General features: G+C 61.2%; 14 protein-coding genes. 5 read left to right on the top strand and 9 right to left on the bottom strand.

Annotated elements, in window-relative coordinates; all coding sequences use genetic code 11:
* Window positions 1–46 precede the first annotated feature (46 nt).
* The gene (locus tag C7A17_RS18060; RefSeq protein ID WP_106739314.1) at window positions 47–652 is read left to right on the top strand and encodes an inorganic diphosphatase; all 606 of its coding nucleotides are present in this window, start codon (window positions 47–49) and stop codon (window positions 650–652) included.
* A gap of 65 nt (window positions 653–717) precedes the next feature.
* On the opposite strand, the gene C7A17_RS18055 is transcribed toward C7A17_RS18060, so the two are convergent.
* The 7 genes from C7A17_RS18055 to C7A17_RS18025 all read right to left on the bottom strand — a co-directional run bounded on the left by C7A17_RS18055 (window position 718) and on the right by C7A17_RS18025 (window position 6,618).
* Window positions 718–1,647 (bottom strand): ParB/Srx family N-terminal domain-containing protein, encoded by a 930-nt coding sequence (locus C7A17_RS18055; RefSeq protein ID WP_106739313.1) that lies wholly within the window; start codon window positions 1,645–1,647, stop codon window positions 718–720.
* Between the two features lie 82 nt (window positions 1,648–1,729).
* Complete coding sequence (locus C7A17_RS18050; protein WP_106739312.1) at window positions 1,730–3,034, bottom strand: OprO/OprP family phosphate-selective porin; 1,305 nt, start codon at window positions 3,032–3,034, stop codon at window positions 1,730–1,732.
* Window positions 3,035–3,227: 193 nt separating this feature from the next.
* Window positions 3,228–3,656, bottom strand: coding sequence for a hypothetical protein (locus C7A17_RS18045; RefSeq protein WP_106739311.1), 429 nt, complete (start codon window positions 3,654–3,656; stop codon window positions 3,228–3,230).
* Window positions 3,657–3,730: 74 nt separating this feature from the next.
* Window positions 3,731–4,894, bottom strand: coding sequence for an MFS transporter (locus C7A17_RS18040; protein WP_106739310.1), 1,164 nt, complete (start codon window positions 4,892–4,894; stop codon window positions 3,731–3,733).
* Window positions 4,895–4,994: 100 nt separating this feature from the next.
* On the bottom strand, window positions 4,995–5,807 hold the full coding sequence (locus C7A17_RS18035; RefSeq protein ID WP_106739309.1) for an SDR family oxidoreductase: 813 nt from the start codon (window positions 5,805–5,807) through the stop codon (window positions 4,995–4,997).
* Window positions 5,808–5,913: 106 nt separating this feature from the next.
* Window positions 5,914–6,282: a DUF2784 domain-containing protein gene (locus C7A17_RS18030; protein ID WP_106739308.1), complete on the bottom strand. Its 369-nt coding sequence runs from the start codon at window positions 6,280–6,282 to the stop codon at window positions 5,914–5,916.
* 6 nt (window positions 6,283–6,288) lie between these two features.
* Window positions 6,289–6,618 (bottom strand): DHCW motif cupin fold protein, encoded by a 330-nt coding sequence (locus tag C7A17_RS18025; protein WP_106739307.1) that lies wholly within the window; start codon window positions 6,616–6,618, stop codon window positions 6,289–6,291.
* Window positions 6,619–6,810: 192 nt separating this feature from the next.
* Here C7A17_RS18025 and C7A17_RS18020 point away from each other — a divergent pair, with 192 nt between their 5' ends.
* The 4 genes from C7A17_RS18020 to C7A17_RS18005 all read left to right on the top strand — a co-directional run bounded on the left by C7A17_RS18020 (window position 6,811) and on the right by C7A17_RS18005 (window position 10,220).
* Window positions 6,811–7,035 carry a DUF2061 domain-containing protein gene (locus C7A17_RS18020; RefSeq protein WP_106739306.1) on the top strand — a complete coding sequence of 75 codons (225 nt, stop codon included), beginning with the start codon at window positions 6,811–6,813 and terminating at the stop codon, window positions 7,033–7,035.
* A gap of 158 nt (window positions 7,036–7,193) precedes the next feature.
* Window positions 7,194–8,492 (top strand): alpha/beta fold hydrolase family protein, encoded by a 1,299-nt coding sequence (locus C7A17_RS18015; protein WP_106739305.1) that lies wholly within the window; start codon window positions 7,194–7,196, stop codon window positions 8,490–8,492.
* Window positions 8,485–9,255 (top strand): MlaA family lipoprotein, encoded by a 771-nt coding sequence (locus tag C7A17_RS18010; protein ID WP_106739304.1) that lies wholly within the window; start codon window positions 8,485–8,487, stop codon window positions 9,253–9,255. The genes C7A17_RS18015 and C7A17_RS18010 overlap by 8 nt, the downstream gene beginning before the upstream one ends.
* 110 nt (window positions 9,256–9,365) lie before the next feature.
* Window positions 9,366–10,220 (top strand): pirin family protein, encoded by an 855-nt coding sequence (locus C7A17_RS18005; protein WP_106739303.1) that lies wholly within the window; start codon window positions 9,366–9,368, stop codon window positions 10,218–10,220.
* 96 nt (window positions 10,221–10,316) lie between these two features.
* Here C7A17_RS18005 and C7A17_RS18000 read toward each other — a convergent pair whose 3' ends face one another.
* On the bottom strand, window positions 10,317–11,498 hold the full coding sequence (locus C7A17_RS18000; RefSeq protein ID WP_106739302.1) for a patatin-like phospholipase family protein: 1,182 nt from the start codon (window positions 11,496–11,498) through the stop codon (window positions 10,317–10,319).
* Window positions 11,499–11,616: 118 nt separating this feature from the next.
* A complete protein-coding gene (locus tag C7A17_RS17995) occupies window positions 11,617–12,549 on the bottom strand; it encodes a lipid A biosynthesis lauroyl acyltransferase (protein WP_106739301.1) in 933 nt (310 codons plus the stop codon).
* Window positions 12,550–12,593: the final 44 nt, after the last annotated feature.

The raw sequence follows: 12,593 nt of genomic DNA, 5'->3' as shown, positions 1-12,593 counted from the left end.
ATGAGCACTCCAACACTTATAACCTCATGCTTTTGAAGGAGTTCTCATGCACAAGTCGCTCGTCGCCATCGGTGTGGCCATGATCCTGGGTAGCAGCGCCGCCATGGCGGACAAATCCATCGTCCATCCCTTTTACGCAGAACAGGCGGAAAATGCACCGAACGATGTGCACATGGCGGTGGAGATCCCGGCGGGTAGTTTCACCAAATACGAGATCAACGAGCAGGGCTTGGTGTTCGTCGATCGCTTTCAGTCGATGCCGGTCGTCTATCCGGCCAACTATGGCTCTCTTTCCCGCACCCTGGGCGGCGACAACGATCCGCTGGACGGCCTGGTACTGACGCGCGAGCCTCTGCACCCCGGTGTGCTGATCAAGTTCCGCCCCATCGGCTACCTGAAGATGATCGACGGCGGTGAAGCCGACGAGAAGATCATCGGCGTGCCGAGCAGCGACATCGATCCGAGCTATGACAAGATCCAGGACATCACTGATCTGCCGGAAATCGAGCGGCAGCGCATCGAAGCCTTCTTCCGCGTTTACAAACAGTTGCCGGAAGGCCGCAAGAAGGTCGAGCTGAACGGCTATGGTAATGCCGCCGAAGCACGCCAGATGATTCAGCAGGCACTGGACAACTTCAAGAAAAACAACTGATTCCAATCTGAATAAAAAGCCCGGAGCGATAGCCGGGCTTTTTTATTTCTCGCCACAGAGCCGACTCAGCTTCTGCTGGCCAGGCTCTTCTTGTAGCTGGTAGCGTAATTCAGCTTGCGCCCGGCGACCTTGTTCAGTTCTTTGCGATCCAGCGACGAATAACCACCCAGCTCACGCGCCTTGAAACCACTGTCTCCCACGTTCTCGTCAGGAGCCAGCGCCACCATTTTCTTCGCGGCAGCTTCGACCGCATCGCGGTAATCACCGCGATCACTCAGATCATAGCCGTCCAGTGGCAGCACCGAACGCAGCCAGTTACCCCAATAGAACTCGAGAAACTCAGGCGCCACTTCGCCGGAGCGGGGCTTGTCATAACCCACCTCGCGGGTGAAATACACCAGCGCACGATAAGGATCGTTGGTCAGGTGCTGCAGACCGAGTTGCGCCGGTATCTGACCTGAGTCGATGGGTTGACCATTGCCGTCTTTGAGCCAGACCTTGCGCGCCAGCTGCATCCGCTGCCAGAAGCTGGCCAGGTCGGCACTGTCGCTGAAATTATCAGTCACCCGAACCCACATGCTCAGGTTCTCGCCACCGCCGGGGTGTTCCATCAGCACGGTGAAAGTGTGATGTCCATCGGTGAGAAACAGTTTGCCGCCAGGGCCAACCACTACGGTCTTCATCTCGCTGCTGCGTGCACCGACCTTGTCCTGACAGGTGAAACTCTCAGGTTTGTGCAGATCGGCATCACCAGGCACCTTGGCACTCTCGCCCTGGCCATTGGCTTCGCAGTATTCGTCGAACAGCTTGTTGCGTTCCTGCGCGAAGCGGCCGAGCTTGTAATAGATCTGATCATAACCAACCGCTGCCTGGGTCGGATGCAGGGCCTGCAGGGGCACCTGGAGCAGCTCGCCGGGCTTGGCCGTGCTGTAATCCTCGGCCAGAACAGCCGAACTCAGGCCGAGCGCGACCAGCAACAGAGTGATGTGACGCATCGAACAATCTCCAAAGGACTTGGCGATAAAAAAGCCCCGCCAGGGGCGGGGCTCAATCAGGAGCAACGGATGAAGGTGTTGCTTAGAACACGTACTGCAGGCGCGCGATGATGGCCTTGCCGTCATCCTGAACACCCTTGCCATCGACCTGGTTGGAGGTGTTGATGTTGTCAACCTGGTAATCGACGTAGTTCAAGCTGGTACGTACGGATGGCGTGACGAAGTAGTTCACACCCACCACCATGGCCTTGGTCTCGAACTCGTCGTTGACATCATCAGCGACGATACCGGCCAGGCCCAGGTTGCCCGGAATGGCCCCTGCATCGGAGTCGATGGTGGCGCTCTCGTAACGCGCGAAGACTTCCCAGGAGCCTTTCATGTTGTCCGGCTTGTCCCACTTGCCGTCAGCGGCCTTGTATTGGCGCACGCCATTGAACATGTAGGAAACCTGAGCGTAGTAGCCGCTGAGGTCGACGTCGGATTTGGCACCGGCCAGTGTTTCACCGCTGATCTGACGCTGGAAGTATTCCGCTTGTGCGCGGAAGGCACCGAACTGAGCACCGGATTCCAACACCCACTCGACGTCTTTGTCAGCCACACGCACGTCGCCGAAGGTCAGGCGAAAATCGTTGTCGCTGCGAATGCCCATGCGGGTACGAGCGCGGGCACGGTTATCGTCGGACTCACTGTTGTGGTAGTTGGCAGCAAGGTGAATGACGTCGGTGCCATTGAGGTAAGGCGCCCAATGGGCACGCAGGGTGTAACCGTAGAGCTCGTCGTTGTCTTCGCTCTTGTAGTTGTTGTCACCCTCGTAGGTGGCAACCTGAGCCATCAGGCCGTAGTTGTCGCCGGAGTGCTTGAAGTTCACGCCGAACTGGGTGTCTTCATCGCCGTTCAGGAAGTCGTACATGAACGGACGCTCGATGGCGGTGATCCAGGAGGAGCTGGTGGAGTTTTCCAGACCGTAGTCGACACCAAAACGGCCGACGGTAAAGGTGCCGATATCCAGACCGGTATATGCGATGAAGGCACGGTCGACGCTGGTGTCATCACCTTCGTCATAGCTCAGACGCAGACCCCAATCCCAATCGCTGTAGGCAGTGCCTTCCAGACCGAACTCACCGCGGCGGATGAAGGTGTTGAAGGTATCGTCGAACGGCTTGTTCTGGTCGGCAGCCATCAGGCCATCGAACTGAGTGGCGTCCCATTGCAGTTTGCCGCTCAGCTTGAAGCTGAAGGCCTTGTCGGTGGTGGCGACTTCCAGGCCACCTTTGGTCTTGATCACGAGGTCGGCGCCGTCAGTGGTGACGGTACCGGCGAAAGCCTGGGCGGAGACGGCCAGAGCCAGGGCGCTGGCTGCGAAACCGGCGAAGTGCTTACGGATCATCGAGGATTCCCCTGTTGGACTTTAAGTGTTGAAAACACCCGAGCGGAGCGCTCGTTCGTGTTGGGGGGAATCTTGGCGAGGGGTTATTTCAGCGCAGTTGCCGATATATAAATATTTGATGACAGCGGAACTTTTTACTCCGAACGTCTATAAGGCGAATCACAGCCCGCCGCTCTGTGACAGCGGCTAGGTTTCAGCCGCGCAGCACACCTTCACGCTCCCAGGCGCAGCGCACCCGCAGGGCACCTTCCTGCGGGCTGTGAAATCCGCTATCGGACTCCCAGCGGAAGGTGTGAATGCCGTTGAGTTCGGTTTCCAGGTGCACCACCGCGCTGGCCCAGTACAGGCGCTTGAGCAGCGCCTCGAAGGCCTCGATCCACAGGTTCCATTCGTATTCCACAGCGCCGTAGCTGGCACCGAAATGGATCACCTGGGTCTGATACAGGCCTGCGCCAGGCAGGTCGCAGAAGGAGAACATCTCGCGGCCAAGAAACGGCCAGAGATCGCCAGCCGGCAATTCGGCGAGCACGCCATGGTTGGTTTCACGACGCTGGCGACGTTGCTCGGGGTCATCCGAGGGCCAGTCGCGGATGCAGCCATAAACAATGGATTCGGACTCCACACCGGCACTCCTGAAAAAGCAGAACGCCTTCTAACACAGCCCGCCAGGGCAAGAAAGGAACTGGCGCGAATTCTTCAGCGTTGAACCTGCCGACGCCGCCCAAGCAGCCAGGCCAACACCGTCATCACCAGCGCCAGGCCGGTGAGAACGGCGAACGGCAGCTGATAGCTGCCCGACAGATCACGCGCCAGGCCGGTGAGAATCGGCGTCAGGCAACCCAGGCTGTAGCCGGTGAACAGCATCATCGCGGTCCAGCGGCTGACCGCCAACGGCGAGCCCGCCTCGTACAACGGCAGCACCAGCGACAAGGCGAAGGAACCGCCCAGGGAGAAGCCCATGATCACCGCCCACATCTCCGGCACCAGCCGCGGCATGAACGTCACCATCACCAGGCACAGGCAGGTGGTCGCGCCGCAGGCCAGCAGCAACGGATAGCGCGCGTTGTAGCGCTGCGCCAACCAGGGCAGCAGGAACGAACTGGGCAAGCCCATCAGCATCGCGATGCTCAGCAATGAATTGCTGCGCAGCATGCTCAATCCGGCTTCGTGATAACGCGCCACGGCCCAGGTCGCGATGGCATAGAACAGACCGGCCTGAATGGCGAAGAAACAACTGATCAACCAGGCGCGTGGCTGGCGCCAGGGCAGCCCGCCGCTCTCCTGCTCGCCGGCACTACCCGCCTGATTCGGCAACCATACCCACAACAGCACGCCCAACACCGCAGGCGTTGCCCATACGGCCAGCCCCAGGTGCCAGGCATCGCCGAATAGCGCCGTGGCCGGGGCCGTCAGTACCGCGCCGCCCGCGCCACCGATGGCCATACCGAGTGAATACCAACCGACCACGCGGCCCATCTGGCTGGCGAAATGACGCTTGATGAACCCCGACAGCAGCGGTCCGGCAACGGCGATGGCAGCCCCCAGCGCGATAGCACTGCCGATCAGCACCACGCTTTGATGCGCCGCCAGTCGCGCTAGCAGCGCCAGCCCGATCAAGCCCAGGCACAGGACGATGGTGCGCTCCAGCCCCCAGCGCACTGCCAGGCGCGGCGCCAGGGGCGCGAGCAGGCCCATGCACAGCACCGGCAAGGCCGTGGTCAGACTGATGAAGCTGCGGCTCAGCGACAGCTCGGCGGCAATACGCTCGATGAGCGGTGCAAGGGACGTGATGCCGGGGCGCAAATTGATCGCCGCCAGCACCAGGGCCACCAACAACAGGGCCCGAGGGACTGGTTTCACAGGTATTCCATGGTCAGGACGGCAGGCAGGCCGGGGCGGCCACCCTACCCCCGCAGACTGCGGCAGGCAAGCCTACGGGTATAAATAGCTGACCTACCGGTCAGCTAGCAGGTTTGACCTTGCCACGCATCTTCTCGGCCATGCCGGCCATCTCGTCGTACAGCACCTGCGGGTTCTTCTGCTTGATCGCCCAGGCCATGCGCCCCATCTCGTGGGGCAGGATCATGAAGCTGCCCTTGGCCATTTCGTCATGGATGTAGTTGGCAATGTCCGCCGCACTGATCGGCGAGCTTTCCAGCAGCTTGCCAACCTGCGCCTTCATCGCCGGGGTCGGGCCACGGAAGGAATCCAGCAGGTTGGTCTGGAAGAACGACGGGCAGACCACATGCACGCCGACCTCCAGCTGGCGCAGTTCGACCAGCAGGCTTTCCGACAATGCCACCACACCGGCCTTGGCCACGTTGTAGTTGCTCATCCCCGGCCCTTGCATCAACGCCGCCATCGACGCGATGTTGACGATCTTGCCTTTGCTCTTTTCCAGCAACGGCAGGAAAGCCTTGCAGCCCTTGACCACGCCCATCAGGTTGATGGAAATCTGCCAGTCCCAGTCCTCCAGCGACAGTTCGCTGAAGAAGCCACCGGAAGCGACACCGGCGTTGTTGACGATGACATCGATACCGCCGAACTGCTCCTCGCAAGCCTGCGCCAGCGCCGTCAGTTGGCTGTAATCACGCACGTCGCAACGGCGGGTGAAGCCATCGCCGCCCGCTTCCCGCACCAGCTTGAGGGTTTCGGCGAGGCCGGTTTCGTTGACATCGGCCAACGCCAGGTGCCAGCCCTCGCGAGCCCAGCGTAGAGCGATTTCACGCCCCAATCCGGAACCAGCGCCAGTGATCATCATGCGGTTTTGCATAGCGGGCCTGCCTTTCGATATTCGGTTTCAATGGCTCGCAGTGTAGCCAAGGAAATAGTGCCCAAGCCCCTTAATCAGACTTATGAATGGCCAGGGCAAATCAGCGCTACGTGCGTTGCAACCAGCGCTTGAGCAGACAGGCATAGACCGTGACGTTGATCAGCACCACGACGCCGCCGAGCCAGAGCTGTATCTGCGGTGTCAGCCCTGCCGGATAGATCAGCGGAATCAGGTAGTGCTCGATGAAGCCACCTTCGTAACCCGCATCACCGGCAGCTCGCCGCAACTGGTTTTCCCAGGGGGTCAGCGGGCACAGAAGATGGAAGAACTCCACCGTTGCGCCCCACGCCACTGCCGGCAGATGCAGCCAGAGCAAACGCGGCCAGCGCAGCAGCAACAGGCCGCCAAACAACACGAAAAGGATGAAGCCAAGGTGGATCACCACCAGCGCATCGGCCGCCAGACGCCAGCCCATCGTGGCTCAGTCCACCACGAACAGGCGCGCACCGGACGATGTCGAGGAGCGATGAGCCTCGGCACCGTCCGCCACCTGATAGCTCATGCCGGGTTTGAGCACGAATACCCGGCCATCCTCCAGCTCGGTGCTCAGCTCCCCCTCCAGGCACAACAGCACATGCCCCTTGTGGCACCAGTGATCAGCCAGGTAACCCGGTGAATACTCGACCATGCGCACACGCAGCGAACCGAACTGACAGGTGCGCCAGCGCGCCACGCCACGCTCCCCCGGATGCTCGGTCGCAGGGATCGCAGCCCAATCCGTCACACCGAAGGGAATATCACTGATCTGCATGAATCGGCTCCATTGAAATAGAGCGTCACCTTAACGCAGCCTCCCACCCGGGGAATAAATAGAAAGGAACTCTCGAAAACACAGAACCAATTCACCCTGACTATCAGCCCCATGCAAAGGCCATATTTCCCTGACTTCGGCAGGCGCACTAGCCTTGCACTCAATGCGAAATGATTCTCATCGAGGTGCATCATGCTCAAGACCCTGACCTTCACCCTCATGCACTTCTGCATCGCCTTCGGCGTGACCTACGCACTGACCGGCAGCATCGCGGCGAGTGGCCTGGTAGCGGCCATCGAGCCGCTGTGCAACTCCGTGGGTTTCTACTTTCACGAGAGAATCTGGCAGCGCTTCGAACGGCGCCAACGGCCGGCGGCAGAGCGTCCCAAGCACGCCTGGCTGCACCACCACGCCTGAGTGAAAAAACCTGCAAAGGGTTCGGCGTACGGCAACCTCATTGCCACTACTCAAGTGTCCCTGCGATAAGGCAGGATAGTCTGGCACTTTGCCCCGCTTGCTGCTGTCATAAGCCAGCTGTTCAATCCAGACGTTCTCTTATTAAAGGGACTTGCCAAATGCCCAGCCTTGCCCGACTCGCCGCCTTGCTCGGCGGCCTGGTCTTCTGTGCCTCCGCGATGGCCGCCGATGTGGATGCGGAAAGCTACGGTTATCCGCTGGCCAACCCGTTCGAAGCGACCATCGCCACCACACCGCCCGATCTGCGCCCTGCGCTACCGGCCGACGGTGACATCAAGCAGCGCGACTATTCGGTGCGTCTGCGTCCGGATCGTGAGTTCGAGTTGCTGGACAACTTCTGGCCGGTGACCAAGCTGCGTTACCGCCTGGCAGAGCAGAAAGGCCGAGCGCCGCTGATCTTCATCATCTCGGGCACCGGCGCGCATTACGCCAGCGGCACCACCGAATACCTGAAGAAACTGTTCTACGGCGCCGGCTTCCACGTCGTGCAGCTGTCCTCTCCAACCAGTTATGACTTCATGGCTGCCGCCTCGCGCTTCGCCACCCCAGGCTATAGCCCGGACGATGCCGACGACCTGTACCGCGTGATGCAGGCCGTGCGTGCTCAGCACCCGAAACTCGACGTCAGCGAATTCCTGCTCACCGGCTACAGCCTGGGTGCGCTGCATGCCGCCTTCGTCAGCCAGTTGGATGAAACCCGCCGCGCCTTCGACTTCAAGCGCGTGCTGCTGCTCAACCCGCCGGTCAATCTCTATACCTCGATCAGTAACCTGGACAAGCTGGTGCAGACCCGGGTTCAAGGCATCGACAACAGCACCAACTTCTATGACCTGGTACTGGGCAAGCTGACCCGCTACTTCAATGACAAAGGCTATCTGGATATCAACGACGCCATTCTCTATGACTTCCAGCAGTCAAAAGAGCGGCTATCCGACGAACAGATGGCCATGCTGATCGGCACGTCATTCCGCTTCTCGTCCGCCGATATCGTGTTCACCTCGGACTTGCTCAACCGCCGCGGACTGATCACCCCGCGCGACTACCACATCACCGAAGGCACCAGCCTCACGCCCTTCTTCCAGATGGCACTGCGCTGCGACTTCGACTGCTACATCGCCGAACAACTGATGCCCATGTGGCGCGCGCGCTACGACGGCGGCAGCCTCAACCAGTTGATCGAAAAGAGCAGCCTCTACGCGCTGGAGGATTACCTCAAAGGCAGCGACAAGATCGCGGTGATGCACAACGCTGACGACCTGATCCTCGGCCAGGGCGACATCGGCTTCCTGCGTCGCACCTTCGGCGAGCGCCTGACCCTGTATCCGCGCGGCGGGCACTGCGGCAACCTCAACTATCGCGTCAACAGCGACGCCATGCTGGAGTTCTTCCGTGGTTAAGCACAGCACTCTCATCATCGCCCTGCTGCTGGCCAGCGGGCAGGCTCTGGCCGAACACCAGGCCGACACCGACGGCTTCACCAACCCGCTGCAATACCTGCAGTTCAACCCTGGGCTGGATCAGCAGGAGTTCGAGCGCGCCTCCAACGATGCGTTGCAGGTCTATGACCCGCTGGAGTCGTGGAACCGCCGCGTCTACCACTTCAACTATCGCTTCGATCAGTGGGTGTTCCTGCCGGTGGTCGACGGCTACCGCTACATAACACCAAACCTGGTGCAGACCGGCGTGCACAATTTCTTCAACAACCTGGGCGAGATTCCTACCCTGGCCAACAGCGTTTTGCAGCTCAAGGGCCAGCGGGCGATGAACAGCACGGCACGACTGCTGTTCAATACCATCATCGGCGTGGGCGGCCTCTGGGATCCGGCCACGCACATGGGCCTGCCCCGGTTGAGCGAGGACTTCGGCCAGACCCTGGGCTACTACGGCGTGCCTGCCGGGCCTTACCTGATGCTACCGCTGCTCGGCCCGTCGAACCTGCGCGATACCGGCGGCCTGGTGGCGGATTACAGTCTCGAAAACGCCGTCAACTACCTCGACGTGGCCGACGCCAGCCGCAGCAACCCCGGTATCACCGTGTTGCGCGTCGTCGACACCCGCGCCAATACCGGCTTTCGCTATGGCCAGCTCAACTCACCGTTCGAGTACGAGAAGCTGCGCTTCTTCTATCACGAGTCACGCAAGCTGAAGATCGCCGACTGACCCCTGGGCCACTCATCGAATTATCCGATGCGTGGCCCAGAAATTTTCCACCCAAACATCGATTCAATGCGCATAGCATGGCGCCATTCCTACCATTCAAGGAGCCCGCCATGACCTCGCAACGTCGCGTCATCAGCATCCAGCCTGGCCAACCCGCCTCCGACGGCGCCGGTGTACGCCTCAACCGTGTGATCGGCGGGCCTGGCCTGGAACGCTTCGACCCGTTCCTGATGCTCGACGAGTTTTCCACCGACAACCCAGACGACTATATCGCCGGCTTCCCGCCGCACCCGCACCGTGGTTTCGAAACCATCACCTACATGCTCGAAGGGCGCATGCGCCACGAAGATCACCTGGGCAACGTCGGCTTGCTCGGCAGTGGCGGCGTGCAATGGATGACTGCTGCGCGCGGCATCATCCACAGCGAGATGCCTGAGCAGGAGTCCGGCGCCATGCGCGGCTTCCAGCTGTGGCTCAACCTGCCGGCCAAGGACAAGCTGGGCGAAGCGGGCTATCGAGACATCCCTGCCGCGGAAATCCCACGCATCACCAGCGCATCCGGTGTGCAGGTCGTGGTGATCGCTGGCGAGTTCGATGACGGCGAAATCCGCCAGGCCGGCGCCGTGCAGCGCCCGCATACCCAGCCACAGCTGTTCGACCTGCATTTGCCGGCCGGCAGCCAGGTCGCACCCCGCCTGGCTGATGGCCAGCGCGTCATGCTGTACGTCTACGAGGGCTTGCTCGAACTGCCCGAGGCCAGCGCACAGCCGATCAGTGCCGGGCGCCTGGTGCGGCTATCTGACGAGGGCGAGTTGCACCTGGCCAGCGCCCATGGCGCGCGAGTGCTGCTGATCGCCGGCACGCCACTGAATGAGCCCATCGTCCAGTACGGGCCGTTCGTGATGAACAGCCGCGAGGAAATCGAGCAGGCCCTGCGCGATTTTCGTGATGGCGTGCTGGCCTGACAGAGCCGAAGTAGGGTGCGCCATGCGCACCACAGCACGACCCGCAACCGATTTGGTTGCGCATAGCGCACCCAACCGACTATCAAACAATGCAGCTCAGGCCGGCTGCGCCACTTCGGCCAGACCGAGAAAACGGCAAAGGTCGGCCTTGCGCTTCATCGCGTCCTGATAACCCAGCTCGATCAACTCGCTGCAGTAACCGGGCTCGAACAGCAAGTAACTGAGCACGCCGGCACCACCGGTCTTGGTCGCACCGGGCCCGCGCAGGAACAGGCGCAAGGCCCTGGGCAGTTCACGCTGATGGCGTGCGGCGATCTGATCCAGCGGCTGACTCGGGGCGATCACCAGCACGTCCACCGGATTCAAGCCCAATCCACGCGGGCGCGACTCCGGCGGCACCAATGCGCTCATCTGATTGAGCCGTTCGAGCAGTTCGATATCGGTTTCCAGATTGTCGATGAAGGTACTGTTGAGCATATGCCCGCCGATCTGCGCCAAGCTGGGCGGACGGTTGGACGGGCTGATCGGAGCAGGCTGATGTGGATCGCTGTGCGCGTTGCCGCTGACCCCGATCACCAGCACACGGCTGGCGCCCAGATGCAGCGCCGGGCTGATCGGCGCCGACTGACGCACCGCGCCATCACCGAAGTATTCGCGGTTGATCTTCACCGGCGGGAAGATCAGCGGAATCGACGCGCTGGCCAGCAAATGGTCGAGCTGCAGACGCGTCGGTACCCCGACGCGGCGATGACGAAACCAAGGGTCGATCGTGGCGCGCCCCTGGTAGAAAGTCATCGCCTGGCCGCTCTCGTAGCCGAAGGCGGTCACCGCCACCGCACGCAACTGACGGTGGCGCACCGCTGCGGCAATGCCGGAAAAATCCAGCTCACGCGCCAGCAACTCACGCAAGGGGGAACTGTCGAGCAGGGCCACCGGGGCGTTACGGCCCAAGCCAAGCAGGCTGTGCCCGACGAAACGCGTGGCCTGACGTAGCACGCCGGGCCAGTCGCTGCGGTACACCATATGGGTATGAAAGCCCTGCCAGACCGAGGTCAGGCGGCGTACGGCCTCACCGAACTGCAGCGCGCCACAGGCCAGGCTGACAGCATTGATCGCCCCGGCCGACGTGCCGACTATCACAGGGAAAGGGTTGTGCGAGGCGTCCGGCAGCAGGTCGGCAATGGCCGATAGAACGCCCACCTGATAAGCCGCCCGCGCCCCACCACCAGAGAGGATCAACCCAGTGACGGGCAAATGAGGGCGGGCAATAACGGTCATCGGGCAGTCCTGTTTTTCGTTTCAGTATAGGAAGGCCAACGGCCAATACCGATCACATCTGACGCGATTGACTCCCGCACGCATGTCATCCGCTGCGTACCAAACGTCTGCAATCGACCTACTTACGCTTCCCGTACAGCTTCGCTTCGCCCGCTGGGCGCGTCTTGAAGCGGCGATGCGCCCACAGGTACTGCTCGGGGCATGCGCTGACCACCTGCTCGATCCACTGGTTGATGCGCAAGCAGTCGGCCTCTTCGCTTTCACCTGGGAAATTCTCCAGCGGCGGATGAATGACCAGGCGATAGCCTTTGCCATCAGCCAGGCGTTGCTGGGTGAAAGGAATGATGCGCGCCTTGCCCAGGCGCGCGAACTTGGTGGTGGCTGTGACGGTAGCAGCAGGAACGCCGAACAACGGGACGAAAATGCTGTGCTTGCGGCCATAATCCTGATCCGGCGCATACCAGATAGCCCTCCCAGCACGCAGCACCCTGAGCATGGCTCGGATATCCTCACGCTCGATGGCGCTGGCGTCGAGGTTGTGGCGCTCACGGCCACGGCGCTGAATGAAGTCGAACAGCGGGTTCTTATGCTCCCGATACATGCCGTCGATGGTGTGCTGCTGCCCCAGCAGTGCCGCACCGATTTCCAGGGTGGTGAAATGCACCGACATGAGGATCACGCCCTGCCCTTCAGCCTGCGCCTGGCGTAGATGCTCCAGACCTTCTATGTGTCCCAGTGGAGTCAGGCGTCTGCGTGGCAACCACCAGCCCATGGCCGTCTCGAAGAAGGCCATGCCCATGGAAGCGAAGTTCTCACGCAGCAGATACTGGCGTTCGGCAGCGCTCTTACTGGGAAAACAGAGCTCCAGATTGCGCGTAACGACATGCCGACGTGAACGTGCAGTGCGATACATCAGCCACCCCAGCGCGCGGCCAAGCTTGAGTTGCAAGCCATAGGGCAACTGCACCACCAGCCACAGCAGCCCCAAGCCAAGCCACAGCGGCCAGAAGCGCGGGTGAAGAAAATAGGCGCGAAAGTGGGGGCGATCCATGAAGCATTTCCGATCACTGGCAAAGCCGCGCATTCTAGCGCAGT

Source organism: Pseudomonas mendocina, from assembly GCF_003008615.1.
Lineage (GTDB): Bacteria > Pseudomonadota > Gammaproteobacteria > Pseudomonadales > Pseudomonadaceae > Aquipseudomonas > Aquipseudomonas mendocina_C.
This window is presented reverse-complemented; position numbering and strand designations above follow the sequence as displayed.

What these genes read in the sequence shown, in the direction of transcription:
- C7A17_RS18060 (WP_106739314.1), top strand. Translation starts at nt 47, where the DNA reads ATGCACAAGTCGCTCGTCGCCATCGGTGTGGCCATGATCCTGGGTAGC.
- C7A17_RS18055 (WP_106739313.1), bottom strand. Translation starts at nt 1,647, where the DNA reads ATGCGTCACATCACTCTGTTGCTGGTCGCGCTCGGCCTGAGTTCGGCT.
- C7A17_RS18050 (WP_106739312.1), bottom strand. Translation starts at nt 3,034, where the DNA reads ATGATCCGTAAGCACTTCGCCGGTTTCGCAGCCAGCGCCCTGGCTCTG.
- C7A17_RS18035 (WP_106739309.1), bottom strand. Translation starts at nt 5,807, where the DNA reads ATGCAAAACCGCATGATGATCACTGGCGCTGGTTCCGGATTGGGGCGT.
- C7A17_RS18030 (WP_106739308.1), bottom strand. Translation starts at nt 6,282, where the DNA reads ATGGGCTGGCGTCTGGCGGCCGATGCGCTGGTGGTGATCCACCTTGGC.
- C7A17_RS18025 (WP_106739307.1), bottom strand. Translation starts at nt 6,618, where the DNA reads ATGCAGATCAGTGATATTCCCTTCGGTGTGACGGATTGGGCTGCGATC.
- C7A17_RS18020 (WP_106739306.1), top strand. Translation starts at nt 6,811, where the DNA reads ATGCTCAAGACCCTGACCTTCACCCTCATGCACTTCTGCATCGCCTTC.
- C7A17_RS18015 (WP_106739305.1), top strand. Translation starts at nt 7,194, where the DNA reads ATGCCCAGCCTTGCCCGACTCGCCGCCTTGCTCGGCGGCCTGGTCTTC.
- C7A17_RS18005 (WP_106739303.1), top strand. Translation starts at nt 9,366, where the DNA reads ATGACCTCGCAACGTCGCGTCATCAGCATCCAGCCTGGCCAACCCGCC.
- C7A17_RS18000 (WP_106739302.1), bottom strand. Translation starts at nt 11,498, where the DNA reads ATGACCGTTATTGCCCGCCCTCATTTGCCCGTCACTGGGTTGATCCTC.
- C7A17_RS17995 (WP_106739301.1), bottom strand. Translation starts at nt 12,549, where the DNA reads ATGGATCGCCCCCACTTTCGCGCCTATTTTCTTCACCCGCGCTTCTGG.